The following is a 24,291-nucleotide window of genomic DNA, read 5'->3' as shown; positions in this document are numbered from 1 at the left end:
CTTTCAGGATTAGCCTTTGACCCCGGACGAGATGTTCGCCGAGATGAAGCGGCGCTGGAAGATCAGGAACAGGGCCACCGCGGGCGCGGCCAGCACACACGCCCCCGCGAGCACGGCGCCGAACGGGTTTGCCGCCCGCGCCGACACAGTGGTCAGGTAGTTCGACAGTGAGACCGCCAGCGGTTGCAGGTCCTGCTGCTTGGTGATCAGGAACGGCCAGAGGAACTCGTTCCACGGGCCGATGAACGTCAGCAGGACGCCGGTCAGCAGGGCGGGCTTCACCAGCGGTACGGCGATCCGCCACAGGATGCTGAGCTCGGACGCACCGTCGATCCGGGCCGCGTCGAAGAGTTCGGCCGGCAACTGCAGGAAGTACTGCCGGAACACGAACACCGCGGTCGAGTTGATCAGGAACGGCAGGATCATGCCGCCGTAGGAGTCCGCCAGCCCGTAGCTGCGCACGATCAGCACGTACAGCGGGATCGTCAGCAACTGGAACGGCACGACCTGGATCAGCAGCATCAGGTTGAAGACCAGCCCCCGGCCGCGGAACTGCAACCGGGCCAGGGCGTAGCCCGCCAGCACACCGAAGACCAGCGTCCCCAGGATCACGCCGCCGGTGAAGATACCGGAGTTGATCAACGACTGCCCGAGGTTGATCGCCTTGTTGATCTCGCTGTAGTTGTGCAGGGTCACGTTCCCGGTCGGGATCGATCCGGAGACGGACGGATCCGGCTCGGCCTGCAGGCTGCCGATCAGCATGTAGTAGAAGGGGAACAGGAACACGAAGGCGCCGAGCAGCAGCGCGACGAACCGGAACCTCATCACTCTTCCCTCCCGACGAAGCGCCGTTCGAGCAGCGCGATGATGAGTACGCCGATCACCAGCAGCACGCCGATCGCGGAACCGACGTCCGGATTGCCTTGCTCGATCCCGCGCTGGTACATGATCAGCACCGGCGAGGCGGACGCGCCGTCCGGTCCGCCACCGCCGGTCAGCAGATAGGGCTCGGTGAACAGGTTGGCCCCGGTCACCGTCGCAACCAGTACGACGAGAGTCGTGGCGGGCCGCACGCCGGGGACGGTGACGTTCAGGAACGACTTCCAGCGCCCGGCACCGTCCATCGACGCCGCCTCGTAGAGATCCTTCGAGACGTTCTGCAAGGCGGCCAGATACAGCAGGATGAAGAACCCGAGCTGTTTCCAGGTCACGTAGACCGCGATCGTCGGCATCGCCAGCTTCGAGTTCACCAGCCAGGACGGGTCCGGCGCGAGCGGACCGAGGATGGAGTTGACCAACCCGTTCGAGTTGAACAGGAACAGCCACACCCCGACCACGGCGACGCTCGCGGTCACGTACGGCACGTAGTAGCTGACCCGGAAGAACGTCCGCCACCGGATCGCCGAGTTCAACGCGGTCGACAGCCCCAGCGACAGCACGACGGTCAGCGGCACGTTGATCACGAGGAAGATCAGCACGTTCAGGAACGACCGCTGGACGGCGGGATCTGTCAGCACCGTGACGTAGTTGGCGAACCCGACGAACGGCCGGTCCACGATCGCGCCCGGCGCCGTGAAGAAGTAGTCGTGGAACGACATGTACACCGCGAAGCCGAGTGGGTACGCGAACACCGCGGCCAGGAACACCACGTACGGCGTGACGAACACCGTACCGACCGGATGCTCACCCAGAACCCGGGTGACCGGACCCCGTCTCATGACTGTTTGGCCAGCTCATCGACCTTCTGGGCTGCGCCGTCGAGGGCCTCGTTCGGGTCCTGCTGGCCGAAGATGACCGACTTGGAGTAGGCGTCGCGGAAGGTCTGCCAGATGGTGATCGAGTTCGGCACGTTCGGCACCTCGACCGTGCGGGCGGCCTGGTCGGCGAACACCTTGTAGTCAGGGTTCTTCGCGAAGTAGTCCGGGTACGCGGCCGTGACGTCCTTGCGCAGCGGCATCTGCCCGGTCGCGGTCAGGAACTTGCCGTCCTGCTCCTGGCTGGTGGCGAACTTCAGCACGTCCCACGCCGTACCGCGGTTCTTGCAGGCCGAGTACATCGCGACGTTCTTCGCGTCGCTGAAGGTGTGGATCTCGTTGGCCGGCTTACCACTCGAGGTCGGCACCGGGACGACACCCCAGTCGACCTTGCCCTTGTACGTCGCGATCGCCCACGGACCGACCACAGCCATCGCGGCGGTACCGTCGACGAACGCGTCACCGGTGTACTTCTCCTGCGAGGCCAGCTTGTCGGCGTACATGGTCCGCCAGAACGCGGCCACCTTCTTGCCCTCGTCGGAGTTGAACTGCGCCTTGCCGTCCTCCACCAACTGCTTGCCACCGGTCTCGGCCGCGAACAGCGGGTAGAAGTCGAACCAGGACTGGTAGAACTCGTTGCTCGGCGCCGGGTAGATGGCGAACTTCGCCGCCTTCGCCGCGACCACCTTGCGGGCGGTGGCGAGGAACTCGTCGTACGTCGCCAACGGCGGCTTGGCGGTGTCGATACCGGCCTTCGCGAACGCCTTCTTGTTGTAGAAGATCATCACCGGGTTCGACTTCCACGGCAGCTGGTAGTACTTGCCGTCCGACGACTTGTACTGCTGCGCGACGTCACCGGAGCGGTCCTCGATGTAGGACTTACCGTCGGGGAAGGTGTCCAGCGGCACCAGCCCGCCCTGCTTCTGGAACTGCGACACCGAGGCCGGCGAGGTGTTGAAGATCAGGCAGGGCGCGTTGCCCGCGGTGATCGCGGCGCCGATGACCTCCTCGGAGCTCTTCCCGGTCGGGATCTCCTGCCCGGTGATCTTCTGGTCCGCGTGGCCTGCGTTCCAGGCCGTGACCATCTGCTTGGCCCAGGCCACCTCCTCGGCGTTGTTCGAGTACCAGATGCTGATCGGACCGCGGGCCGAGGCAGCGGCGTCGGCGTCACCAGAGCCGCCGCCACTGTCGCCGCATGCGGCGAGCGAGCCGGCCAGTACCAGGGCCAGCAATCCAGCTTGTAACTTCATGATGTTCCTCCAGCTAGGCAGGGGAAGGGGACCCCAGTGATGGTGGCGCGCCGGTGGAGCGCCGTACGACGAGCTGCGCCGGTGGCAACTCGGCGTCGGGGACGTCGGTGGCGCCGTCGACGACCAGGTTGAGGGTGTGGGCCGCGGCCTCTCCGAAGGCGAACGGATCGGCGCGGACCGTGGTCAGGCCGGGGTGGACGTACTCGGCCAGTTCGCTGTCGTCGAAGCCGGCGATGCTCAGGTCGTCGGGCACGGTGAGCCCGGCGGCCTGGGCGGCACCCAGGCCGGCGATCGCCATCCGGTCGTTGGCGTAGACGATCGCGGTCGGCGGCTGCGACAGAGCGAGCAGCCGCCGGGTAGCTTCGATCCCACCAGCGGCGGTGAAGTCGCTGGTTTCCACCGCGACCGGCTCCAGGCCGGCAGCGGCGAGCGTTGAGAGCAGTGCGGTGGACCGGGCGGTCGCGTGCACGAACGCGGGCGGACCGGCGACATGCGCGATCCGGGTGTGGCCGAGCTCGACCAGGTGCTCGACGACCGCGGCGGTTCCGGGCCGGTCGTCCAGGATGACGGCGGGGAACGGCGACGTCCCATCGGGCCGGTTCAGCGTGACGGCAGGCAGGCCCAACTCCGTCAGCAGGGCGATCCGCGGATCGTCGTGGCGGAGGTCGGACAGGAACACCCCGTCCACCCGGGCGTCCTGCGCCAGCCGCCGGTAGCCGGCTTCCTCTTCCTCGCCGGCCGTGACGACCTGCAGCACCAGCGCCTGCCCTCGTGAGGACAGGACGCTCTCGACGCCGGCGATGAAGGCCGGGAAGAACGGGTCCGAGGACAGCACGGCCGGATCCCGGGTGATCACCAGGCCGAGGGCGAACGCCTTCGAGACCGACAGCGATCGGCCGCGGTTGCTCGGTCGCCAGCCGAGCTCGTCGGCCGCGGCGAGGATCTTGTCGACGGTCGCCCGCGCCAGCCCCGGCCGCCCGTTCAGCGCGAACGAAACCGCGCCCTTGGACACGCCGGCCCGATGCGCGACATCCGCGATCGTCGGCCGCTGCTTGCTCATCGACACCTCGTCTGACGGGATTTAAACCGGTTTAAGCCCTATCTAAACCGGTTTAAACGGCGCTCGTCAAGACCACACCGTCAAGTGGTATGTCTCAGACCGCGAGCGCCGTACCGGCCGCTCCGAGGTCGCGCAGCAGGACCTGGCCCTGCGCCCGTGCCCGGCGGTCCGGAGCCGTTGCCAGCACGACCGCCTGCTCGTAACGATCACCCAAGGCGGCCCAAGCGGTCGCCGCCTCCTCCCAGCGTCCGGCGAGAGTGGCGGCCCAGGGGCCGGGCGCTCCGGCCGGAGCAGCGACGTCGATGCCAGCTCGGCCCAGGTAGGCAGACAGCTCGGCCTGCATCGTGCGGTGTTCCGATTCCTTGACGAGGGTCAGCGCCAGCCGAGCGTCGTCGGTGAAGGCGCCCAGGGAGCCGTCCAGCCACCCGAGCTCGATCCGCGCGACCGCCAGCATGCCCTCGACGTAGGTGTCGTCCGCGATCGGGCGGGCGGCCAGTGCTGCCGCCAGCACCTCACCCGCCTCGCCGTCTCCGCGCCGCGCGAGGAGCCGAGCCAGCAGATTGCCGGCGAGCGCTGCCATCACACCCGGCTCGCCCGGACTGTCCAGCAGGGCACGGAGTTCGGCGATGGCGCGGTCCCACTGTCCTCTGCTCGCCTGCGCCGCGGCCGCGGTGAGCCGCAGGCGGTACTGGCCGGCGAAGAACTCCCCGTCCGCCGCGGCCCGCAGGCCTCCGGCGACGTACTTCTCCGCGTCGTCGAACCGGCCGCTGCGGTAGGCGCCGCCGGCGGCGTTCACGTAGCACCTCACCACTGTCTCCACGCGACTGTCCGCCCCGGCCAGGGAGATCGCGCGGCGCAGATCCTCGTCGCCGCGCAGGTCACCCCGGGCCAGCCGGGCGTCACCGAGGTAGCACCCGGCCTGTGCCTCCAGATCGCTCCGGCCCAGGCTCTGCCCGATGGCGAACGCCCGCGCGGCGTACGCCTCAGCCCGCTCGCCAGGCTCGGCGACGATCCCGATCGTCGCCAGATTGCTGTGAGCGCGGGCCTGCTCGATCAGCGCGGCCGCGAGCCGCGCGTCGTCACCAGTCGGCTCCAGCAGGTCCGCAGCTTGCTCGGCCGCACGCCGCGAGCGCAGCGGTCCGCTCGCGAACAGGGCCACCCGTGCGAGCACCATCAACGCCTCTGCCTGCAGGATCGCGTCGCCGGCTGCCTCGGCGGCACCGACACCGCACTCGGCGGACTCCAGTGCGGCCTCGAATCGGTTGACGACGTACAGCGAGTAGGCCCGTCGGGTGAACAGGTCGGCTGCCTGGTGACTGCCGAGCAGCTCGCGATGCCGCAGTACGACGTCCAGTACGCCGGCCGCCTGGCGGTGGGCACCGAGCCGGGCGGCTTCGAGCGCGGCGGACGGACCGTGCTCGAGGATGACGTCGACCCGCCCGCAGCGCTCCGCGTGGTGCACCAGCCGAGCGGGCTCCAGCACAGGACGCCCGAGGAGTACGTCGACCACGACGCGGTTGGCCTGGACCCGCTCGCCCGCAGTGAGCGTGGCCTCGATCACCCGCCTGGCCAGCTCGTGGCGGAACGCGACCGTCGTGTCGGCCCCGATGACCATCCCAGAACGCTCGGCCTCGATCAGTACCGCCGGATCGCCCTCCGCGAGGCTCTCGGCCAGCCACCGTTCCGCCCGGGTCGGGATGACCGACAGGCGTTCGACCAGCGTTCGCACCGGAGCCGGGAGCTTGCCCAGGCGCGCCAGTACCGCGTCGCGGACCGTCTGCGGTACGTCGCCACCCCCACCGGCGGCGAGCACTTCGGTGACGAAGAACGGATTCCCCTGGGTGACCCGATGGATCTCCTCGGCCTGACTCGCGGTGGCGGGGCCGAGTTGCCGCACCGCATCGACGGTCAGCGGCGGCAGCGTCACCCGTCGTACCGAGGAACCGGTCAGGCTTCCGAGCAGCTGCCGCAGCGGGTGTCCCGGATCGATCCCGGTCTCCCGGAACGTCAACAGGAGCACGGCCGGGATGCCCGGGAACCTGCGGGCGAGGAAGCGGATCGCGTCGAGCGTCGCATCGTCGGCCCAGTGGATGTCCTCCACCACCACGACCGAGGGACGCTCGGAGAAGACGCGCAACAGCGCGCCGTCCGGCCGATCGGCCGACAACGCGGCCGCGAGCTCGGCGTCATGCTCGGCCATGTCGCGGAACGGCCCGAGGCTGCGTGGCGCGAGCAGGTCGTCACAGTCACCGATCGCCACGTTGACCGCAGGCCCCAGCCCGTCGAGGAACGCGTGCACCAAGGCCGTCTTACCGGCGCCCGCTTCCCCCGAGACCAGGATGACGACGCCGCGACCTTCGCTGACAGCCGCGCCGGCCGCGCCTCTGAGCTCCGCCAACTCGGCGTCCCGCTCGACCAGGGTCGAAGCCTGCGGTTCCGCGACCAACTCCGTCTGCTTCGACGGGGTCACGGACGTCAGAAGGCGTTCCCGCAGTACGACGGCTTCGGGACCCGGCGAGATGCCGAGCTCGGTGGCCAGGGCGCGTTCCATCCGGTCGTAGCGGCGGAGCCCGTTCGTTCGATCACCAGCCACGACCGCTTCGCGCAGGAGCTCGACGTGGGCCTCCTCGTTCGCGGGGTCCATCGCCAGGAGCTCCTCCCAGCGACCCGCGCACCGCAGCAGCCGCAGCACCCACAGCCGAAGCTGCTCGCGCGGTTCGTCCAGCCACGGCTCGGCCAGGTCGTCCGGTAGCAACTCACCAGCCAGGTCCAGAGCAGTGGTGCAGAGTTCGGGCGACGGCGGCTCGCCTGCGAGCGCATCCCTGGCGGCCGCTTCGAACTGCCCGGCATCGACCTCGAGAGACGCGTCGGGAAAGAGCGCGACGACCTCGTCCTTCAGTACGACGGCGTCCCGGTCGTCGAAGACGGCCCGGGCATAGTGGGCGGCCTTGTGCAGCCGCGGAAGGGCGGCATCCAGCGTGAGCTCCGGCCACAGCGCATCCACGACCCGGTCCCGGTGCAGTCTGCCGCCAGGTGCCAGCGCGAGCAGCTTGACCAGCGTGGCGGCCTGGCGGCGGCTCCATCGTGCGTTGGGAATCGGCGTGCCGTCGACAACGACGGTGAACCCGCCCAGCAGCCGAACGCTGACCTCCACATCTCGGATCGTAGGCGTCCGGACGAGCCCCAGCTACAGTCCGGCACCGCGGGCCTGAAGCAGGGCTGACGGCAGCGACTGCAGGTGTTCGACCTCGTCGCCCATCGCGGAGCTGACCTCCCGCAGCAGAAGCCGGACCTCGTCCATACTCCACGCGTACGACGCGACGCTCTCGGTGGCGTCGAAGAACCGGCGCGAGAGCTCGTCCCGCGTGGCCTGGTACTGCGTCAGCGCGACGGCCTCCGGACTCCGCAGGATCGCGGCAGTCAGTAGCTCGGCGTCCCGCAGACCGTCCGTCATGCCGTGCGTCGTAATCGGGTCCTTGTAGTAGCCAGCGTCCCCGACCAGCGCCCAGCCAGGGCCCCCGGACTGCCGCATGAACCCTGCGGCACCAGCCCAACCGTGCAGGCGGCCAGTCGGCTCTGCCGACAACACGCGCTCGGCCAGGCCGGTCTCCGTGAGCAGTGTGGCGAACGCTTCCTCGGCCCCGCCCCGGCGCAGAGCTCGCATCCGCACCGGAGTCGTCGCAACGAAGACGCAGGTCAGCTCCTCGTTGGTGGGCAGGAAACCGGCGCCCGCACCGGGCGCGTACGCCCACTCGAATCCCGCAGTCCGCAGCCCGGCGTAGTACCGATAGAGGATGGCGCTGCGCGACTCGCCCCGCCGTACGACGGGAGCGTCCACTGCGGACGCGACGACGGACCGGATGCCATCGGCGCCGATCGTCAACCTGGCCTGGAGATCCGCGGTACGCCCCGCACGATCCTGAACGTGAGCACCGGTGACGCGTCCGCTCTCGTCTCGCAGCAACATCGTGACCGCGGTTCGGTGCCGTACGTCGGCTCCAGCATCAGCGGCCGCGTCGACGAGGATCCGGTCGAGCACCTGACGGCGAGGTGCGTACAAGGCGTCCACACCACCCTTGGCACGGATCGTGACCTGCTGGGCCTCGCGATCGCTGTAGTGGAAGGTGGTCTCGCGGATCGGTGGTGTGCCGGCGGCGGTCAACGTGTCCAGCAAGCCCCACCTCGACAGCTGCAGAACGCCTGCGCGCATGAGGCCATGGGTGGAGACGGTGTCGCTGCCGTAGGCAGACCTCTCGACCAGAGCGACGCGTGCGCCTGCCCGCGCGAGCAGCATGGCGGTCGAGGCCCCTGCCACCCGTCCACCGACGACCAGGACGTCGTACGGCGTGCTCATCGCGCCGACTCCACCGTGCAGGCCGTCAGCAGATGCTGTACGACGGTGTGGGCGTCGTGACGAGCGCCGTCGATGAAGCCCGAGTCGCGCCGGTACTGGAATCGCTGCCCGACGACGTACACACCAGGAGCAGCAGTGATGCCGCGGTCCTGCTGGATGTAGCCGTCGGGACCGAGGATCGGCAACCGGAGCCACGGGTACTCGGGCCGGTAGCCGGTGGCGACGAGGACGGTCCCGATACCCGCCATCGACAGGTCGACGCTCTGCGCCGGTGCCACCAGGCTGGGTGGGCGGATGCCCGGCGGGACCTCGCTGGTGAGGCCGGTGCACGCGATGTACTCGTCGACCGCGTCGAGCAGCCGATGCATCCGCAGATCAGCGACCGCCGCACTGTCAGCCAGGTCCGGCCGAAACAGCGCCCGCGATCCGTCCATACCGTCGAAGCGGCCGAGCAGCTGAACCCCGGCGCCCTGCAGTGTCGCCAGGTCGACCTCGCGCGGCCGCTCTCCCGGCCGGTGCCCGATCAACTGCATCGACGGCTCCCGCCGAGCAGCCACCGGATCGGGTACGTCGTCGATCGTCCGGGCCAGCCGCCCGACGCTCTCCAGCCACCAGAAGATGTCCATGCCGCGGTAGCAGCGAGGCATCCTGGTGTGCCGGCCGACCGACAGGTGGACCTGCCGGCCGGCCCGGTTGAGCTCGTCGGCGATCTGCACACCGGACGATGAGGCACCGATCACCAGAACGCCTCCGGGGGCGAGCAGGCGCGGCGAGCGGTAGTTGTTCGCGGTCAGGACCTCGGCCGCGCCGAGTCCGGCCGGCACTCGTGGCACACCGTGCGGCCCGGTCGCGATCACGACATGCCTGGCTCGCCAGGTACCGCGATCGGTGACCACGCGATAACCCCCGGAGCTCGCTCGGGTGAGCTCCAGCACCGTTGCTTCGGACACCATCGGAGCACCGAACGATTCGGCGTACCGCACCAGATGGCGAACGAAGCGGCCGGCGCTCAGGTACCCGTCCGGATCGGGGCCGTCGTACTCCCAGCCCGGCAGCCGCAGCATCCAGTTCGGATTGACCAGCCGGAGCGAGTCCCAGCGCTCGGTGCGCCACCGCTCGGCGATCCTGCCCCGCTCGATCACCACGTGGTCGCGACCGGCCCCGGTGAGCAGCCGGCTCACCGCGAGCCCCGCGTGCCCGGCGCCGATCACGATCGTGTCGATGGTCCGCATCGTGCTCCCCCTCCCTGGCTGCGGCTGACGACTCAGCCGGTGACCACGTCGATCACGACCGACGTCGGGTTGGCGAGTACGTCGTACACGGCCGAACGGCGCCGGGACTGCTCGACGATGCCGCGCAGGGTTTCGTCGTCGGCGTCGCCCTCGACGGCGAGCGACACCCGGATCTGCTCGTACCCGTTGCGGACGGACCCGTCCGACAGCCCCAGGATCCCGAGCAGGTCGATGTCGCCCTCGACCGTCGAGGTGACCTTGGTCAGCTCGACACCCCGCGCCGCGGCGATGTTGGCGATGCCGGCCGTCAGGCAGGCGGCGATCGCGTGCAGCAGGTACTCCACCGGTGTCGGCCCGTTGTCCGTGCCGACGAGGACCGCCGGGTGGTCGAAGTCGAGCACGGTGTCGGACTTGTGCCGCAGTTCCTGCATCGCACCGAAGAAGCCCGACGCGGTCGAGCGGCTGTGCGTGCCGGTCTGCCAGGTGTTGCTCGCCCTGAACCGGAACTTCGCGATCTCGTTCTGCCCCTTGACCGCGTCGAGGGTGGCGAAGAGGGTCGCGGTGTCCACGCCGTTGCGGCGTGGCTTCTCGGTCGTCGTGGTCATGAATCCTCCCCTGATCGCGCCGGATCGTCCGGCGTCGTGGACAACTGCCGACGACGCTAGGAGGAGCACCTTCCCCGGACCTTCCCGCCGGCTTCCCGGCGGTTGCCTAGAGCAAACGGCCGGTCGACTCCCGGACGACGAGCTCGGTCGCCAGCTCGATGTGGGACGTGTCCAGGGCACGGCCGCCGACCAGGCGCATCAGAGACTCGAACGCGAAGGCGCCCATCTGCTGCAGGGGCTGTCGCACGGTGGTCAGCGGCGGCGTCGACGACTCGGCCAGGAACGTGTCGTCGAAGCCGACGACGCTCAGATCCGCCGGGACGGCGAGTCCCTGCAGCCGCGCCGCTTCGATCACTCCGATGGCGATCGGATCGTTGGCGGCGAGGACGGCGGTGGGCGGTCGCTCCAGCCCGAGCAGGCGCCGGCCCTCCGCGACACCGGTCGCGGTGATGTACAGACCGTGCGAGATGAGCTCTGTGTCGACGGGCAGACCGGCGTTCGTCATCGCCGCGAGATAGCCATGCAGCCGGGCCTGTCCACAGGACGACGACTCCGGCCCACCGACGAAGGCGATCCGCTCGTGCCCCAGTTCGATCAGGTGCTCGGTCGCACCCAACGCACCGGTTCCGTTGGTCGCGCCAACAGTAGCCACCTCGATCGAGGGAAGGCTCAGCGCATCGATCGCCACCAGGGGCAGGCCGGCACGGTCGACGGCAGCGCCCTGCACCTCGGTGAGTTCACAGGCGACAACGATCATCCCTTCGTGCCCGGCAGCGCGCAGTCGCCGTACCCAGGCATCAGACGACAGGCCGCCCAGGACGTCATCGAGCAGCGCGACCACCACATCGACCTCGGCCTCCGCGGCGGCACCGCTGACGCCGCGCAGGACTTCGACGGTGTACGGCGACAGCAGGTCGTCGCAGACGAGGCCGACAGTGCGGACCCGCGCCTTCTTCCGTGCTCTCCGCTGGCGTTGCGGGACGTACCCGTGGTCGGCGAGCGCTCGCTCGACCCGGACGCGGGTCTCCTGGCCGACATCGGGGCGAGCGTTCAGAACCTTCGACACCGTCGCCGTCGACACTCCGGCCGCTGCGGCGACAGTCGCCAGAGTCGTCCGCCCGGTGCCCGGTGCCGCCTGGTTCATTGGTTGCTCGCGGCCTGGAGGTAGGTGCGGTAGCCGGCGAACCCTTCGAGGACCTCGGCGGCTGTGGGTTGGCCGGTGAGGGCGCCGACGCCTTGGCCCGCGTAGATCGACGCGCGGGTGGGATCGGCAGCGCGGGTGCCCTCGACATAGTCGGCGTGACCGCTGTCCTGCGTCTTCAGTTCTTCCTCGCGGCCGACCCAGCTGTCGAAGAAGTCGTTACGCAGGGCACGGCCACCGAACTCGTCCGGCCAGCCCGCGCGCGACGCCGCGTCGAAGACGGTGCCGTAGACGGTGTCGGTCTCGTCCGCCTCGATCACCCGGCGGCGGACCGGCTCCGACGTCAACGCCTCGACACAGGTGAGGAACGCCGTACCGATCCAGCCGCCCGCGGCTCCAGCGGCGAGTACGGCGGCCAGCCCGCGCGGACCGGAGATGCCGCCGGCCGCGAGCACCGGGCGATCGGTGAGGTCGAGGATCGCCTGCAGCAGCGGGAGGGTGGCGACCTCGTTGCGGCCGTGACCGCCGGCCTCGGCACCACGCGCCACGATCACGTCGACACCGGCGTCGATCGCCTGCCGCGCGTCCGCGACGGTCCCCGCCTGGGTCGCGACGACGATGCCTTCCTTCTGCAGCGCCTCGACGTACGGCGTGTAGTCCCCGAAGCTGAGCGACACCAGGGCCGGTTTGAGCTCGAGCACGGCGTCGAGATGTTCGGGGCGCTCGTCCACCGACCAGGCCATCAGCCCGATGCCGTACGGGTTCCCGCCCGCGGCGGCCACGGCCCCCTCGGTCCGGATCCAGTCAGCGGTGACCGCCGACCCGGCCCCCAGCATCCCGAGTCCCCCGGCCGCCGAGATCGCGGCCGTCAGTTTCCCGCCACTCACATTCGCCATCGGCGCCCCCACCACGGGCACCCCCAGCCCGAACCGCTCCCTCAGCCACATGCGTCCACACCACCACAGCAGTGTGGCTCCCGCCAAGGCGGGAGCCACACTGTGCAGAACTCGAAGCCGTCAGAACTTGTATGCCTCAGACTGCGGGTCGCCGTGGCAGCGCTTGTACTTCTTGCCCGAGCCACACGGGCAGGCGACGTTGCGCGGGGTGCCGGCGTACATCAGGCCACCCTCGTCGCCCGCGTCCTGGTGGAGCGAGACCTCGTCGTCGCCGTCGATGGTCGGAGCGGAGTACGACAGGCGCTGCGGGCGCCGTTCACTCAGGCCCTTGACCTGCAGGCGCGGAGTGTCTCGCGGCCGCGGCGTGTCCTGCGGGCGGATCTCGTCCTGGAGCCGGCCCGGGAACTCCGCCACCGGGGCACCGGGAGTCAGGATGTCCTCGTCCTCGACGACGGCCTCGTCCGGTTCCGCGGAGAGCACCATCTGCTCCTGCATCGCCTTCACGTCGACGTTGAAGATGAAGGCGACCGACTCCTCCTTGATCGACTCCATCATCGCGGCGAACATGTCGTAGCCCTCGCGCTGGTACTCGACCAGGGGGTCGCGCTGCGCCATCGCGCGCAGCCCGATGCCCTCACGCAGGTAGTCCATCTCGTACAGGTGCTCGCGCCACTTGCGGTCCAGCACGCTCAGCACGACCTGGCGCTCGAGCTCACGCATCGACTCCTCGCCGAGCATCGCCTCGCGCCGCTCGTACGCCTCCTTGGCGTCGAGGACGAACCGCTCGATCAGGAAGTCCGAGGTCAGGCCGGCCTTCTCGCCGCCGGCCTCCTCGATCAGGTCGTCCTCGGTCACCTCGGTCGCGTACAGCGTCTTCAGCGCGGTGAACAGGGCGTCCAGGTCCCAGTCCTCGGCGAACCCGTCGGCGGTCGCGCCCTGCACGTACCCGGTGACGGTCTCCTCGAGCATGTCCTGCACCTGCTCGCGCAGGTCGGCGCCCTCGAGCACCCGGCGGCGCTCGTCGTACACGACGTGCCGCTGCCGGTTCATGACGTCGTCGTACTTGAGGATGTTCTTCCGGGTCTCGAAGTTCTGCGCCTCGACCTGGGACTGTGCCGACGCGATCGCCTTGGTGACGACCTTGTTCTCCAGCGGCTGGCTGTCGTCGTTGTTGCGCGACATCGCCCAGTCGACCATCTCGCGCTTGAACAGCCGCATCAGGTCGTCCTCCAGCGACAGGTAGAACCGGGACAGGCCCGGGTCGCCCTGCCGGCCGGACCGGCCGCGCAACTGGTTGTCGATCCGGCGGGACTCGTGCCGCTCGGTGCCGAGCACGTACAGGCCGCCCGCCTCGCGGACCTCCTCCTGCTCGTCCTTCACCTGCTTCTCGAACTGCTCCAGCATCGTCGGGTACGCCGCCTCGTACTCCTCGACCGCCTCGGCCGGGTCGATGCCACGGGCGCGCAACTCCTTGTCGGCCAGGAATTCGGGGTTGCCGCCGAGGATGATGTCGGTACCACGGCCGGCCATGTTGGTGGCCACCGTGACCGCACCCTTGCGGCCGGCCTCGGCGACGATCGCCGCCTCCCGGGCGTGCTGCTTGGCGTTCAGCACCTCGTGCGCGATGTTCTCCTTGCGCAACTGGGCGGACAGCCGCTCGGACTTCTCCACGCTGGTGGTGCCGACCAGGATCGGCTGACCGGTCTGGTGCACCTCGACGATGTCCTTGACCACCGCGTCGAACTTGGCGTCCTCGGTGCGGAAGATCAGGTCCCGCTCGTCGCTGCGGATCATCGGCTTGTTGGTCGGGATCGGGACCACGCCGAGCTTGTAGATCTTGGAGAACTCGGCCGCCTCGGTCATCGCCGTACCGGTCATGCCGGCCAGCTTGTCGTAGAGGCGGAAGTAGTTCTGCAGCGTGATCGTCGCGAGGGTCTGGTACTCCTCCTTGATCTCGACGTTCTCCTTGGCCTCGATCGCCTGGTGCAGACCCTCGTTGTAGCGGCGGCCGTGCAGCGTCCGGCCGGTGTGCTCGTCGACGATCAGCACCTCGTTGTCGACGACCACGTAGTCCTTGTCGCGGCGGAACAGGTCCTTGGCCTTCAGCGCGTTGTTCAGGTAGCTGATCAGCGGGGTGTTGGCCGACTCGTAGAGGTTGTCGATGCCGAGCCGGTCCTCGACCTTCTCGATCCCGCGCTCGAGGATCGCGACGGTGCGCTTCTTCTCGTCGACCTCGTAGTCGGCGACCGGGCGCTGTTCCTCCGGCACCTTGTCGTCGGCGATCCGCGGCTTCAGCGTGCCGGCGATCCGCGCCATCTCGACGTACCAGCGCTGCGAGTCCTCGGCCGGGCCGGAGATGATCAGCGGGGTCCGGGCCTCGTCGACCAGGATCGAGTCGACCTCGTCCACGATCGCGTAGTTGTGCTCGCGCTGGACGCAGTCCTCGATGCTCTGCGCCATGTTGTCGCGCAAGTAGTCGAAGCCGAACTCGTTGTTGGTGCCGTAGGTGATGTCCTTGGCGTACGCGACCCGTCGCTCGGCCGGGGTCATCTCCGGCAGGATCACGCCGTAGTCGAGGCCGAGGAAGTGGTACACCCGGCCCATCCACTCGGCCTGGAACTTGGCCAGGTAGTCGTTCACCGTGACCACGTGCACGCCCCGGCCGGACAGCGCGTTCAGGTACGTCGGCAGCGTACCGACCAGCGTCTTGCCCTCACCGGTCTTCATCTCGGCGATGTTGCCCAGGTGCAGCGCCGCGCCACCCATGATCTGGACGTCGTAGTGGCGCTGGTGCAGGGTCCGCTTGGCCGCCTCCCGGACCACTGCGAACGCCTCCGGCAGCAGCGAGTCGAGCGACTCCCCGTTCTCGTGCCGCTGCTTGAACTCCGCGGTCTGACCGCGCAACTCCTCGTCGGACATGCCGACGAAGTCGTCCTCGATCGAGTTGACCATCTTCGCGATGCCCTGGAGCTGACGCAGGATCTTGCCCTCGCCGATCCGCAGGACCTTGTCGATCACCTTCATGGTGGGGAGTTCTCTCCTTGCTGCTGAAGCCTGGGTTGCGGCATGAGCCGACAGGCGCGTCCCACCCACGGGCAGGCGCGCGTGACCCATGGTACGGGGCCGGGTGTGTCAAGCCACGCCCGCTGCGTGCCGTAGGGCTTACCCGACCCACGCTCCGGGAGCCCGAAAAGTTCCGGCTCCGCGCTCAGAAACCGCGGAGTGCGTCACTCAGCGCAGGCGAGAGGTCACCGCCACCGGCCACTCGGACCTGATCGAGGCCGAGCCAGCCCGCGAGCTGGACGAGCTCCGCGGCCAGCTCGTCCGGGGTCTCGACCGGCGCCTTCGGCTCCGCGTGCGCCGACTGGACCAGCAGTACGCCGGCCGTCCGGTCCGACTTCAGGTCCACCCGCGCGACCAGCCGGTCCCCGAGCAGGAAGGGAAGGACGTAGTACCCGTAGATCCGTTTCTCGGCCGGCACATAGATCTCGATCCGGTACCGGAAATCGAACAGCACCTCGGTCCGGGTCCGCTCGAACACCAGCGAGTCGAACGGGCTGACCAGGGCCCGCGTGTTCACCCGCCGTGGCAGCCGCGCGTCCCGGTGCAGGTACGCCTGCCGCTTCCACCCGTCGATCCGCACCGGCAGCAGCTCGCCCTCCTCCACCAGCTCCTGGATCGCCTGCACGGTCGGGTCCGGCGCGGTCCGGAAGTAGTCCCGCAGGCACTGCGCGGTCGCCACCCCATGCGCCTTGGCCGCGATCGACACCAGCCCCCGGTGCGCCTCCGCGTCGGACGGCGTCGGCGTCGCCAGCACGGCGGACGGCAGCACCCGCTCGGGTATGTCGTACTGCCGCTCGAACTGCTGGTTGCGGCGAGCCACCGTGATGTGGCCCGCGTAGAAGAGGAACTCGAGGGCCCGCTTGACGTCGGACCAGTTCCAGCCCCAGTTGTCCCGCTCGCGCTCGACGTCGTCGTCGATCTCCCGGGCGGTCAGCGGGCCGTGCTCGCGGACGTCGGCGAGCACCTGCTTGACCAGGTCCGGCCGCTGCTGCGCGATCGCGCGCGGGCCACCCCAGGCCTCGGTCATCGCGCGGTCCATCCGCCAGCGCATCAGCGGATGCGTCTCGACCGGGATCAGCGACGCCTCGTGCGCCCAGTACTCGACCAGGCGCCGGGGCGCCTTGCCGCTCGCCCGGTCGAGCAGCGCCCGCGGATACGGGCCGAGCCGGGAGTACAGCGGCAGGTACTGCGCGCGGCTGAGCACGTTCACCGAGTCGATCTGGATCAGGCCGATCCGGCCGAGCACGCGGGCCAGCGCCCGGGCGTCCGGCACTCCCTTCGGCCGTGGGTCCATGAACCCTTGGGCCGCCAAGGCGACCCGCCGCGCCTGCGCCGTCGACAACACCTGGGTAGTCACGTTCGAGATTCTGCCCGGCCGCACCGACAGAATCCGCTCAGCGCCGATCCTGCACCGGTACGACGACCAGCCTGTCGACCAGCTCCTTGCTCGGCGGGCCGGACAGCAGCCCTCGGGACCACAGCTCGTCGACCGACCGGAAGCGACCCGTCTGCGCGCGGCTCGACACGATGGCCGTCGCACGCTGCCGATCCAGCCCGGGCAGCGCCGACAACACGTCGGCCGATGCGTCGTTGAGGTCGACCAAGCCGCCGTCCTTCGGCCCGCCGATGACCAGCGCGGCCTGGATGCTGGCCACGCCCATGCTCGCCAGCAGCACGAGGACGACGGCGTCAGGGCTCGGGTGATCCGGCTCGCTGAAGCCGGGCACCCAGAAGGCGGCGGCCGTGCCCAGATAGACCAGCGCGGAGACGGCAAGCAGCAGACTCCGCCGCCGGACGGCCAGGATGCCGAACATGATCGGACTGCCGACACCGATCGTCACCAGCGGAACGGCGGCGCCGGCCAGCTTCAGCCAGACCGTCTTCCAGTTGCTCCGTGGCGCGCGCACGGCCGAACTGTAGTGGGAGCCCGGGCCATAACTCAGGAGTTACCGCAAGTGGGAGGTGCGCTACAGAGGGTGTTCGAGGGACGCTCCCAGCAGGCCACGCCGCCCGTGTGGCCCCTATCAACCTGGAGTGAGGCATGACAGGAAGATTGCAGTTGGTCCGTGCTGCCCTGGCAGCCGGTGTGCTGGCCGCGGCGTCCCTCGGTGCGGTGGCCGTGGCCGGCTCCGCATCGGCCGCGGAAGCGCCGGACGGACCCAAGACCCGGATCGTCGGCGGCACCATCGCCCACACCGCCGACACCCCGTGGGCCATTCAGCTGTCGAACAGCGGCTCCCCCGATCCGACCGGTGAGTGGTGCGGATCGACGCTGGTCGCGGCGAACAAGATCGTGACCGCCGCACACTGCGCCCAGGAGTCGGCGAGCACCTACACCGCGATCCAGGGCCGCGACGTACTGACCGACACGTCCAGCGGCAAGGAGTCCAGGATCAGCGACATCTGGGTGGACCCGGACTACGGCAGTGCGCCCGGTCACGACGTGGCCGTGATGACGCTGGCCACGCCGTTCGACGGCGTACCCACGCTGGCACTGGAGACCGACGCGGGGGCGGACACGGCCGGAGCACCGTCGGTGGTCTACGGCTGGGGCGACACCGAGGGCACCGGGCCGGCGGACACCTTCCAGAAGGTGGACGTGCCGGTGCTGGGTGACGCGTACTGCGAGCAGGCGTACGCGAGCGAGGGCTACACCGCCGACGGCGAGATCTGCGCCGGCTACGAGGACGGTGGCAAGGACTCCTGCCAGGGCGACTCGGGCGGGCCGCTGGTCCTGAACGGGCGTCTCTTCGGCGTGGTCTCGTGGGGTGTCGGGTGTGCGGACGCCGGTAACCCGGGTGTCTACGCGGAGGTCGCGACGTACGCCGCCGAACTCCAGTCCCAGATCGACGGCTAGCTGGCCGACGTTCGCAGGGAAACCGAAGGGGCCGGGCTGGTCAGCCCGGCCCCTTCGTTGTTGCGCTCCTCCCGGAACCTCGGAGGTCGGCCTCACGCGACCGGAGCGATGTGGATCAGACGGTCAGGCGGATCACGCCGTAGTCGTAGCCGCGGCGCCGGTAGACGACGCTGGGCTGGTTCTCGTCCGCATCCACGAAGAGATAGAAGTCGTGCCCGACCAGTTCGAGCTCGTAGAGCGCCTGGTCCAGGGACATCGGCTTGGCGGTGTGGGTCTTCTCGCGCATCACCAGGGGACCGTCCCCGGTGACCGTGAGGGATCCGAACTTGTACGTCGCCACTTCGTCGTCGGCGACTGTCTCCTCCACTGCTGGTGTGCCGTTGAGCGGCTGCTTCGCGTTCACGTGCCGCAGGCCTTCCGGCGAACGCTCACCGCGGTGCACCCGGCGCCGGTCCGCCGCCTTGCGGACCTGGGCCCGGAGCCGGTCGAGGCAGACGTCGAACGCCGCCTGCTTGGTCTCGCCGCAGGCTTCGGCGCGGACCACCGGCCCCTTGGTGTACATGGTGAGCTCGACACGCATCGCCCGATCGTGCTGTCGCGGGTTCTTCTCCTGGCTGACTTCTACCTCGCACCGCAGTACCCGGTGATCGACCTTCTCGATCCGCTCGAGTTTTTCCTCGACGTACTGCCGGAAGCGGTCACTGACCTCGCAGTGATGACCCTTGACAACGACGTCCACGGAAACCTCCATCGATCGGCGACTTCTTTTACGTCTCCGGACCCCCGCCAACTGGTGAAATCCACTCCGTCTCGCTGTGTCGGTTGCGGTTGGGGCGCCCGAAACGAGAACACCCGCCTCCACGCTCGTCGGACTCCGCGGTGAGGATTCCGGCTGATCCGGTCCTGCACCACTTCCCTGCCCGACAAGCCCGTGCGGGTGTCATAGGCCAACGCTAGTCGGCTTCGGCGAAAACCGGTAGGGAAGTTCTCATGAACCAGACGGCCGGTGCCGGCGGGTCGCGGCCAGCACCGCGCAGCCCAGCACCGGAACACCCCCGGTTTCCAAGGCGCGGCAGGCCTCGCTGAGCGTGGAACCGGTGGTGATCACGTCGTCGACCAGCAGGACCGGTTGATCGGTCAGCGTTTCAGCCCAGCGCGAACGAAGCGCGAAAGCCCCGGCCAGGTTGGCCGTTCGGCGTTCCGCGGACAGTCCGGCCTGGTCGTCAGGACGCCGTACGACCGACAGCGCGGGAGCCGGCCGGGCGTCGACGCCACTGCGCCGGAGCGCCCGGACGGCGGCCTTGGCGATCCTCGTCAACGGGTCGTGGCCACGCTGCCGGACCGTCGAAGGCGCCGACGGGACAGGGCAGATCCACACCCCCGGATGGTTGCCGAGAGCCGTGAGTACGGCGGTCGCCAGGACCTGCCCGAGCGGACGAGCAAGCGCGTACCGAGCCTCCTCCTTGTGCGCGATGATCAGCTTCCGCACCTGATCGGCGTACGGCGCTGCCGCTGTGGGTGGCGGCAGTCCGCAGGGACGCGGGTCGGGCCAGGCACGGTACGGAGTCAGTGAGGCCAGTAGCGCGCGGCAACCACCACAGAGAGTGACTCCGGGCCGGTCGCAGCCCGCGCAGCGCCCACCCAGGACGAGATCGGCGAACGCGTCCCGGACCGGCACCGCACCCACGATCGGCGACGCCGCCCGGCACCGCAACCACCCCGGCCCGGGCCTGTGGATATCTCCGTCAGCCCGGGTAGACCGGAATGAACGGTATGGCGTTCGCGTCGTCCTCCATCGCGGTCCAGGTCAGGTCGCGGGTCTGCCAGTGCACGTGCCCGTCGACGTCCTCGACCGCGGGGAGCGTGTCCTTGTTCGGGTTCGAGGCCAGCCGCTGGGTGATGAAGTCGGTGGACGCACCGGGCAGCAGTTGGAGCTTGGAGCCGTCCGGGTTGACCAGCCACGGCGCGCGGTCGGCGTTGCTGGCCGAGCCCGAGGCCCCGGCGACCAGGACACCTTGCTTGTTCCAGGCCGCGTCGGTCATGTCCGTGAGTGCGAGCTCGAGCTTGCGGAGGCTGCCGAGCAACAACTGCTTGCCGTCCGGGCCGGTCTGGATCGCCCCGGTCTCGACATACGTCTTGCCGGTGGCCTTGGAGCGCATCACCAGCAGCGCGCGGACACCGTCCGGCGCCATCCGCAGCACCAGCGGGGTGTCACCGCGGAAGCTGACCGTCACGGCGGTGAGCTTCCCGTCCCGGTTGCGGACCCGCAGCCGCGGCGTCGCCTTGTCGGCCCGGTCCATGATCCACAGGTTGTCGTCGTTGTCGTAGCTCGGCCGCAGCACCGTGCCCTGGGTCTTGATGCGGACAAGGTCGTCGGTCTTGTCGCTGTTGTCGGTGTTGTCCAGCGGACCGTAGGCGACCACCTTCTCGCCGTCGATGGTGGTCACGATCGCGCCGGAGTCGCCACGCAGGCTCACCGCGAACGACTCGGCGATCTGCCCGTGGAGCAGGCTGGAGTCCAGTGGCCGGGCCGCGATGTCGGACGCTCCGTCCAGCCCTTCGACGCGCTGCACCCGGCCCTGCCGCAGGCCGTACAGCGTGGTCATCGCGCCACCGGGGACGGAGGGGTCGTACTGGCTGAAGTTGGTGAACGGCAGTACGTCGGGATCGTCCGGAAGCAGCGGTGCGCCGCCGACCGTGATCCGGGCCCGGAGGTTGATCTGGTTGAGCGTCCAGACGATCTGCGCGGCGAGCAGCCGGCGGTCCTGGTCTCGCAGCGCGGCGGCCGTGTCGTTCAGCGCCACTGTGGCGACGCCGAACTCGACCGGGACGGACACCTGCACCTCGGTGCCCGGCGGGGCCAGCGACACGACGCCGTTGCCGAGGCTCTTGGTCGGGCCCTTCAACAGCTCCTGGATCAGCTGGGTCGCGGCCTGGCCCTGGGACTGGTTCACCGGCAGGTAGACCGGGTCCGGGACCAGCAACTCCCGGCCGGGGTTGAAGAAGTACAGATCACGCGGCGCCAGTTTGAGGTCCACCTGGTTGCTGCCCAGGTAGACCCCCGGCGGCACCGAAGCGACCCGCAGCTGGCCGTCGACCTTCGCCACCTTGAACAGGAAGTCGGCCCGGTCGGCGCCCGGCGCCGCCGGGATCCACTCGCCCCGTTCGTCGACGGTCGCGATCTTCCGGGCGGTCAGCTTCACCCCACTGCCTGATTGCGGGGACAGCGATCCGGGGCGCTGATCGTAGACGATCGTCCGCGTCTCGGGCTTCCAGGCCGCGGCCGCGTCGGCCGTCATGTACTGCCGGGCGACGTCGAAGGCCCGCGAGTCCGACATCGCCTCCAGGAACCCGTTCACCAGCTCCACCTCGGTGAGGTTGTCCCGCGGCGGCTTGGCCTCGACGCCGACCCCGATCCCGCCCTGGGTCAGGCCCTCGCGGCTGCCCTGGCGGATGTTCCCCTGCGTCGGCACGGTCGCGCAGCCAGTGACCAGCAACGTCAGCGCCAGTACGGCCCCGAGCAGTCTGCGCTTCACCGGTCCTCACCACCCGTCAGCTTCTGGTACGGCGCTCCAACGTCGACCAGCGACTTGTCGGGAACGACCCGGCTGGCGTCGGCGGGGCGGGCCGGCAGCGGCGATCCGGACAGCGTCACGTCGGGCCGGCGCGGCAGGGTGAGGCGGAAGTAGGCGCCTTCGCCCGGTGAACCCCAGGCGTCCAGCCGGCCACCGTGCAGCCGCGCGTCCTCCAGCGCGATCGACAGACCGAGGCCGGTCCCGCCGGTGGTCCGGGCCCGGGCCGGGTCGGCCCGCCAGAACCGGCTGAAGACCATCTCGGCTTCTTCGGCCCGGAAACCGACACCGTGGTCGCGGACCGCGACGGCGGCCGAGTCCTCGTCGTACGCCGTGCTGATCCGGATCGGCAGGCCTTCGCTGTGCTCGATGGCGTTGCCGATCAGGTTCCGCAGGATCCGCTCGATCCGGCGGGCGTCCACCTGCGCGCGGCACGGCTCCGGCATGTCCAGCTGCACGTCGCAGCCCTTGCGCCCAAGCAGGGTCTCGTGGTTCTCGAGCACCCGGTTGACGATGTCGCGCAGGTCCACGTCCTCCAGGTCCAAGGCGGCCGCCCCGGCGTCGAACCTGCTGATCTCCAGCAGGTCGGCGAGCAGCTCCTCGAACCGGTTGAGCTCGTTCTGCAGCAGTTCGACCGAGCGGCGGCTGATCGGGTCGAACTGGTCCCGGCTCTCGTGCAGCAGGTCGGCGGCCATCCGGACCGTGGTCAGCGGGGTCCGCAGCTCGTGCGAGACATCGGAGACGAACCGGCGCTGCAGCCGGGACAGCTCCTCGAGCCGCCGGATCTGCCGCTGCAGGTTGCTCGCCATCTTGTTGAAGGAGACCGCCAGCCGGGCCAGGTCGTCGGTGCCGCGGACCTGCATCCGCTCCTCGAGCTTGCCCGCGGCCAGCCGCTCCGCGATCCGCCGCGCCATCCGGACCGGGGTGACGACCTGACGGGTGACCAGCCAGGCCACCGCACCGAGCAGCACGACCAGCAGCAGGCCGGCGGTGACCAGCGCTCGCTGGACGACGTCGAGCGTCTCCTGCTGCGCGGTGAGCGGGAAGAGGAAGTAGACGGCGTACCGGTCGCCGGTGGAGTTCACCCGGAGCTGCGACCCCATCACCAGACCGGGGACGCTGGGCCCGTCGCGGTAGTTGATCAGCGTGTAGGTGTCCCACAGCTTGGAGTCGTCACTCATCACCGAGGAGGCCAGCGCCTGCGGGATGGAGTCGCTGTCGACCAGTCCGGTGTAGCGGATCGCGTTCGAGGTGGCCGTGTCGGTCGGCACGAGCAGGACGTCGTACAGGCCGGGGCGGTTGGTGCCGAGGACCAGCTCGGACAGCTGCTGGTTGATCGTGGTGGGGTCGGCGGCGTTGATGGTGTTGGACAGCGAGGTCAGCTGCGCCCGCGATTCCGCCTGCGCGCTGCCACGACGGGACTCCAGCACACCGTCGGTGACCTGGCTCATCATCACCCAGCCGACCAGGAGCAGTACGACGGTCGACATCAGCAGGGTGCCGGTGACGATCCGGGCCTGGATGGACCGGCGCCAGATGTCCGGCCAGTGCTTGGGATGCGTCCGCCACAGCGGCTGCGGGTAGGCAGGCCAATCAGCCGCGGCGGCGGTGAGCTCCAACTCCGTCCCGCGGGCCTCGGCCCTGTCCTGCTCGGGCAGGGCCGGCTGCTGCTCCGGCCCCGGCGTGGTTGCCGGGCCGTCGGCGACAGCCTGCGACTCCGGGTCGCGTCCGTACTCGATCAGTCCGCACCCGCCTTGTAGCCGACACCGCGGACCGTGACCACGATCTCCGGGTGTTCAGGGTCCTTCTCGATCTTGGAGCGCAGCCGCTGCACGTGCACGTTGACCAGCCGGGTGTCGGCCGCGTGCCGGTAGCCCCAGACCTGCTCCAGCAGCACCTCGCGGGTGAACACCTGCCAGGGCTTGGAGGCCAGACAGACCAGCAGGTCGAACTCCAGCGGAGTCAGCTGGATGGTCTCCCCGGCCCGCTTCACCGAGTGCCCGGCCACGTCGATGGTGAGGTCGCCGATGGTCAGCGACTCCGGCCCGGGCTCGTCCATCCGGCGCAGCCGGGCCCGGATCCGGGCCACCAGCTCCTTCGGCTTGAACGGCTTGACCACGTAGTCGTCGGCACCGGACTCCAGGCCCAGTACGACGTCGACGGTGTCGCTCTTGGCCGTCAGCATCACGATCGGTACGCCGGACTCGGCCCGGATCGCACGGCAGACGTCGATGCCGTCCATGCCCGGCAGCATCAGGTCGAGCAGCACCAGGTCCGGTTTGAACTCCCGGAACGCCGGTACCGCTTTGTCACCGGTTGCGCACAGATAGGTGTCATAACCCTCGTTGCGCAGCACGATGCTGAGCATCTCCGACAACGCGGTGTCGTCGTCGACGATGAGAACTCGGCCCCTCATCGTCCGGTTGCCTTCTGCCACGCCCTGCTCCTTGCCGTCCGATCGTTGTGCGCCCAGCGGATGCTGACCGTACGCACTACGGATAGTGTCC

The 24,291-nt window shown here is 69.4% G+C and carries 19 protein-coding genes; 1 reads left to right on the top strand and 18 read right to left on the bottom strand.

Annotation, left to right across the window (positions count from 1 at the left end):
* Positions 1 to 9: 9 nt before the first annotated feature.
* The 13 genes from ACGFH6_RS22410 to ACGFH6_RS22350 form a co-directional block, all read right to left on the bottom strand.
* Positions 10 to 825 (bottom strand): carbohydrate ABC transporter permease, encoded by an 816-nt coding sequence (locus tag ACGFH6_RS22410; protein ID WP_393386892.1) that lies wholly within the window; start codon positions 823 to 825, stop codon positions 10 to 12.
* Positions 825 to 1,718 carry a carbohydrate ABC transporter permease gene (locus ACGFH6_RS22405; RefSeq protein WP_393386889.1) on the bottom strand — a complete coding sequence of 298 codons (894 nt, stop codon included), beginning with the start codon at positions 1,716 to 1,718 and terminating at the stop codon, positions 825 to 827. The genes ACGFH6_RS22410 and ACGFH6_RS22405 overlap by 1 nt, the downstream gene beginning before the upstream one ends.
* Complete coding sequence (locus tag ACGFH6_RS22400) at positions 1,715 to 3,004, bottom strand: extracellular solute-binding protein (RefSeq protein WP_393386886.1); 1,290 nt, start codon at positions 3,002 to 3,004, stop codon at positions 1,715 to 1,717. Before ACGFH6_RS22400 ends, ACGFH6_RS22405 begins: the two co-directional genes overlap by 4 nt.
* A gap of 13 nt (positions 3,005 to 3,017) precedes the next feature.
* On the bottom strand, positions 3,018 to 4,064 hold the full coding sequence (locus tag ACGFH6_RS22395) for a LacI family DNA-binding transcriptional regulator (RefSeq protein ID WP_393386883.1): 1,047 nt from the start codon (positions 4,062 to 4,064) through the stop codon (positions 3,018 to 3,020).
* 94 nt (positions 4,065 to 4,158) lie between these two features.
* Positions 4,159 to 7,218, bottom strand: a complete 3,060-nt coding sequence (locus ACGFH6_RS22390) for an ATP-binding protein (RefSeq protein WP_393386880.1) — start codon at positions 7,216 to 7,218, stop codon at positions 4,159 to 4,161.
* Positions 7,219 to 7,251: 33 nt separating this feature from the next.
* The gene (locus tag ACGFH6_RS22385; RefSeq protein WP_393386877.1) at positions 7,252 to 8,418 is read right to left on the bottom strand and encodes an NAD(P)/FAD-dependent oxidoreductase; all 1,167 of its coding nucleotides are present in this window, start codon (positions 8,416 to 8,418) and stop codon (positions 7,252 to 7,254) included.
* On the bottom strand, positions 8,415 to 9,650 hold the full coding sequence (locus tag ACGFH6_RS22380; protein WP_393386876.1) for an NAD(P)-binding domain-containing protein: 1,236 nt from the start codon (positions 9,648 to 9,650) through the stop codon (positions 8,415 to 8,417). The genes ACGFH6_RS22385 and ACGFH6_RS22380 overlap by 4 nt, the downstream gene beginning before the upstream one ends.
* Before the next feature lie 32 nt (positions 9,651 to 9,682).
* A complete protein-coding gene (locus ACGFH6_RS22375; RefSeq protein WP_393386873.1) occupies positions 9,683 to 10,255 on the bottom strand; it encodes an OsmC family protein in 573 nt (190 codons plus the stop codon).
* Positions 10,256 to 10,361: 106 nt separating this feature from the next.
* On the bottom strand, positions 10,362 to 11,399 hold the full coding sequence (locus tag ACGFH6_RS22370; RefSeq protein ID WP_393386870.1) for a LacI family DNA-binding transcriptional regulator: 1,038 nt from the start codon (positions 11,397 to 11,399) through the stop codon (positions 10,362 to 10,364).
* The gene (locus ACGFH6_RS22365) at positions 11,396 to 12,343 is read right to left on the bottom strand and encodes an NAD(P)H-dependent flavin oxidoreductase (RefSeq protein WP_393386867.1); all 948 of its coding nucleotides are present in this window, start codon (positions 12,341 to 12,343) and stop codon (positions 11,396 to 11,398) included. The genes ACGFH6_RS22370 and ACGFH6_RS22365 overlap by 4 nt, the downstream gene beginning before the upstream one ends.
* A 69-nt stretch (positions 12,344 to 12,412) precedes the next feature.
* Positions 12,413 to 15,316: a preprotein translocase subunit SecA gene (gene secA, locus ACGFH6_RS22360; RefSeq protein ID WP_393386864.1), complete on the bottom strand. Its 2,904-nt coding sequence runs from the start codon at positions 15,314 to 15,316 to the stop codon at positions 12,413 to 12,415.
* Positions 15,317 to 15,500: 184 nt separating this feature from the next.
* A complete protein-coding gene (locus ACGFH6_RS22355; protein WP_393388736.1) occupies positions 15,501 to 16,649 on the bottom strand; it encodes a winged helix-turn-helix domain-containing protein in 1,149 nt (382 codons plus the stop codon).
* 100 nt (positions 16,650 to 16,749) lie between these two features.
* On the bottom strand, positions 16,750 to 17,262 hold the full coding sequence (locus tag ACGFH6_RS22350; RefSeq protein WP_393386861.1) for a ComEA family DNA-binding protein: 513 nt from the start codon (positions 17,260 to 17,262) through the stop codon (positions 16,750 to 16,752).
* A 134-nt stretch (positions 17,263 to 17,396) separates the two neighbouring features.
* On the opposite strand from ACGFH6_RS22350, the gene ACGFH6_RS22345 reads away from it, so the two are divergent.
* Positions 17,397 to 18,212: a S1 family peptidase gene (locus ACGFH6_RS22345; protein ID WP_393386858.1), complete on the top strand. Its 816-nt coding sequence runs from the start codon at positions 17,397 to 17,399 to the stop codon at positions 18,210 to 18,212.
* A 115-nt stretch (positions 18,213 to 18,327) separates the two neighbouring features.
* Here the strand turns inward: ACGFH6_RS22345 and hpf are convergent, their stop codons facing one another.
* From hpf to mtrA, 5 genes are all read right to left on the bottom strand, one after another.
* Positions 18,328 to 18,951: a ribosome hibernation-promoting factor, HPF/YfiA family gene (gene hpf, locus ACGFH6_RS22340; protein WP_202873214.1), complete on the bottom strand. Its 624-nt coding sequence runs from the start codon at positions 18,949 to 18,951 to the stop codon at positions 18,328 to 18,330.
* 249 nt (positions 18,952 to 19,200) lie between these two features.
* Positions 19,201 to 19,890, bottom strand: coding sequence for a ComF family protein (locus ACGFH6_RS22335; protein WP_393386855.1), 690 nt, complete (start codon positions 19,888 to 19,890; stop codon positions 19,201 to 19,203).
* A 67-nt stretch (positions 19,891 to 19,957) separates the two neighbouring features.
* A complete protein-coding gene (locus ACGFH6_RS22330) occupies positions 19,958 to 21,748 on the bottom strand; it encodes an LpqB family beta-propeller domain-containing protein (protein ID WP_393386852.1) in 1,791 nt (596 codons plus the stop codon).
* Entirely contained in the window at positions 21,745 to 23,403 is a 1,659-nt protein-coding gene (mtrB, locus tag ACGFH6_RS22325) for an MtrAB system histidine kinase MtrB (protein ID WP_393386850.1), read from the bottom strand. Before mtrB ends, ACGFH6_RS22330 begins: the two co-directional genes overlap by 4 nt.
* 119 nt (positions 23,404 to 23,522) lie before the next feature.
* Positions 23,523 to 24,200, bottom strand: coding sequence for an MtrAB system response regulator MtrA (mtrA, locus tag ACGFH6_RS22320; protein ID WP_393388732.1), 678 nt, complete (start codon positions 24,198 to 24,200; stop codon positions 23,523 to 23,525).
* Between the last annotated feature and the right edge of the window lie 91 nt (positions 24,201 to 24,291).

Origin of the sequence: Kribbella sp. NPDC049227, assembly GCF_043197265.1 — a bacterium.
In the GTDB taxonomy this organism is placed as follows: Bacteria; Actinomycetota; Actinomycetes; order Propionibacteriales; family Kribbellaceae; genus Kribbella.
Note: the sequence above shows the minus strand (reverse complement) of the source record. Positions and strands in the feature narration are given on the sequence as shown.

What these genes read in the sequence shown, in the direction of transcription:
- ACGFH6_RS22410 (WP_393386892.1), bottom strand. Translation starts at nt 825, where the DNA reads ATGAGGTTCCGGTTCGTCGCGCTGCTGCTCGGCGCCTTCGTGTTCCTG.
- ACGFH6_RS22405 (WP_393386889.1), bottom strand. Translation starts at nt 1,718, where the DNA reads ATGAGACGGGGTCCGGTCACCCGGGTTCTGGGTGAGCATCCGGTCGGT.
- ACGFH6_RS22400 (WP_393386886.1), bottom strand. Translation starts at nt 3,004, where the DNA reads ATGAAGTTACAAGCTGGATTGCTGGCCCTGGTACTGGCCGGCTCGCTC.
- ACGFH6_RS22395 (WP_393386883.1), bottom strand. Translation starts at nt 4,064, where the DNA reads ATGAGCAAGCAGCGGCCGACGATCGCGGATGTCGCGCATCGGGCCGGC.
- ACGFH6_RS22385 (WP_393386877.1), bottom strand. Translation starts at nt 8,418, where the DNA reads ATGAGCACGCCGTACGACGTCCTGGTCGTCGGTGGACGGGTGGCAGGG.
- ACGFH6_RS22380 (WP_393386876.1), bottom strand. Translation starts at nt 9,650, where the DNA reads ATGCGGACCATCGACACGATCGTGATCGGCGCCGGGCACGCGGGGCTC.
- ACGFH6_RS22375 (WP_393386873.1), bottom strand. Translation starts at nt 10,255, where the DNA reads ATGACCACGACGACCGAGAAGCCACGCCGCAACGGCGTGGACACCGCG.
- ACGFH6_RS22370 (WP_393386870.1), bottom strand. Translation starts at nt 11,399, where the DNA reads ATGAACCAGGCGGCACCGGGCACCGGGCGGACGACTCTGGCGACTGTC.
- ACGFH6_RS22365 (WP_393386867.1), bottom strand. Translation starts at nt 12,343, where the DNA reads ATGTGGCTGAGGGAGCGGTTCGGGCTGGGGGTGCCCGTGGTGGGGGCG.
- secA (WP_393386864.1), bottom strand. Translation starts at nt 15,316, where the DNA reads ATGAAGGTGATCGACAAGGTCCTGCGGATCGGCGAGGGCAAGATCCTG.
- ACGFH6_RS22355 (WP_393388736.1), bottom strand. Translation starts at nt 16,649, where the DNA reads ATGGACCCACGGCCGAAGGGAGTGCCGGACGCCCGGGCGCTGGCCCGC.
- ACGFH6_RS22345 (WP_393386858.1), top strand. Translation starts at nt 17,397, where the DNA reads ATGACAGGAAGATTGCAGTTGGTCCGTGCTGCCCTGGCAGCCGGTGTG.
- mtrA (WP_393388732.1), bottom strand. Translation starts at nt 24,200, where the DNA reads ATGAGGGGCCGAGTTCTCATCGTCGACGACGACACCGCGTTGTCGGAG.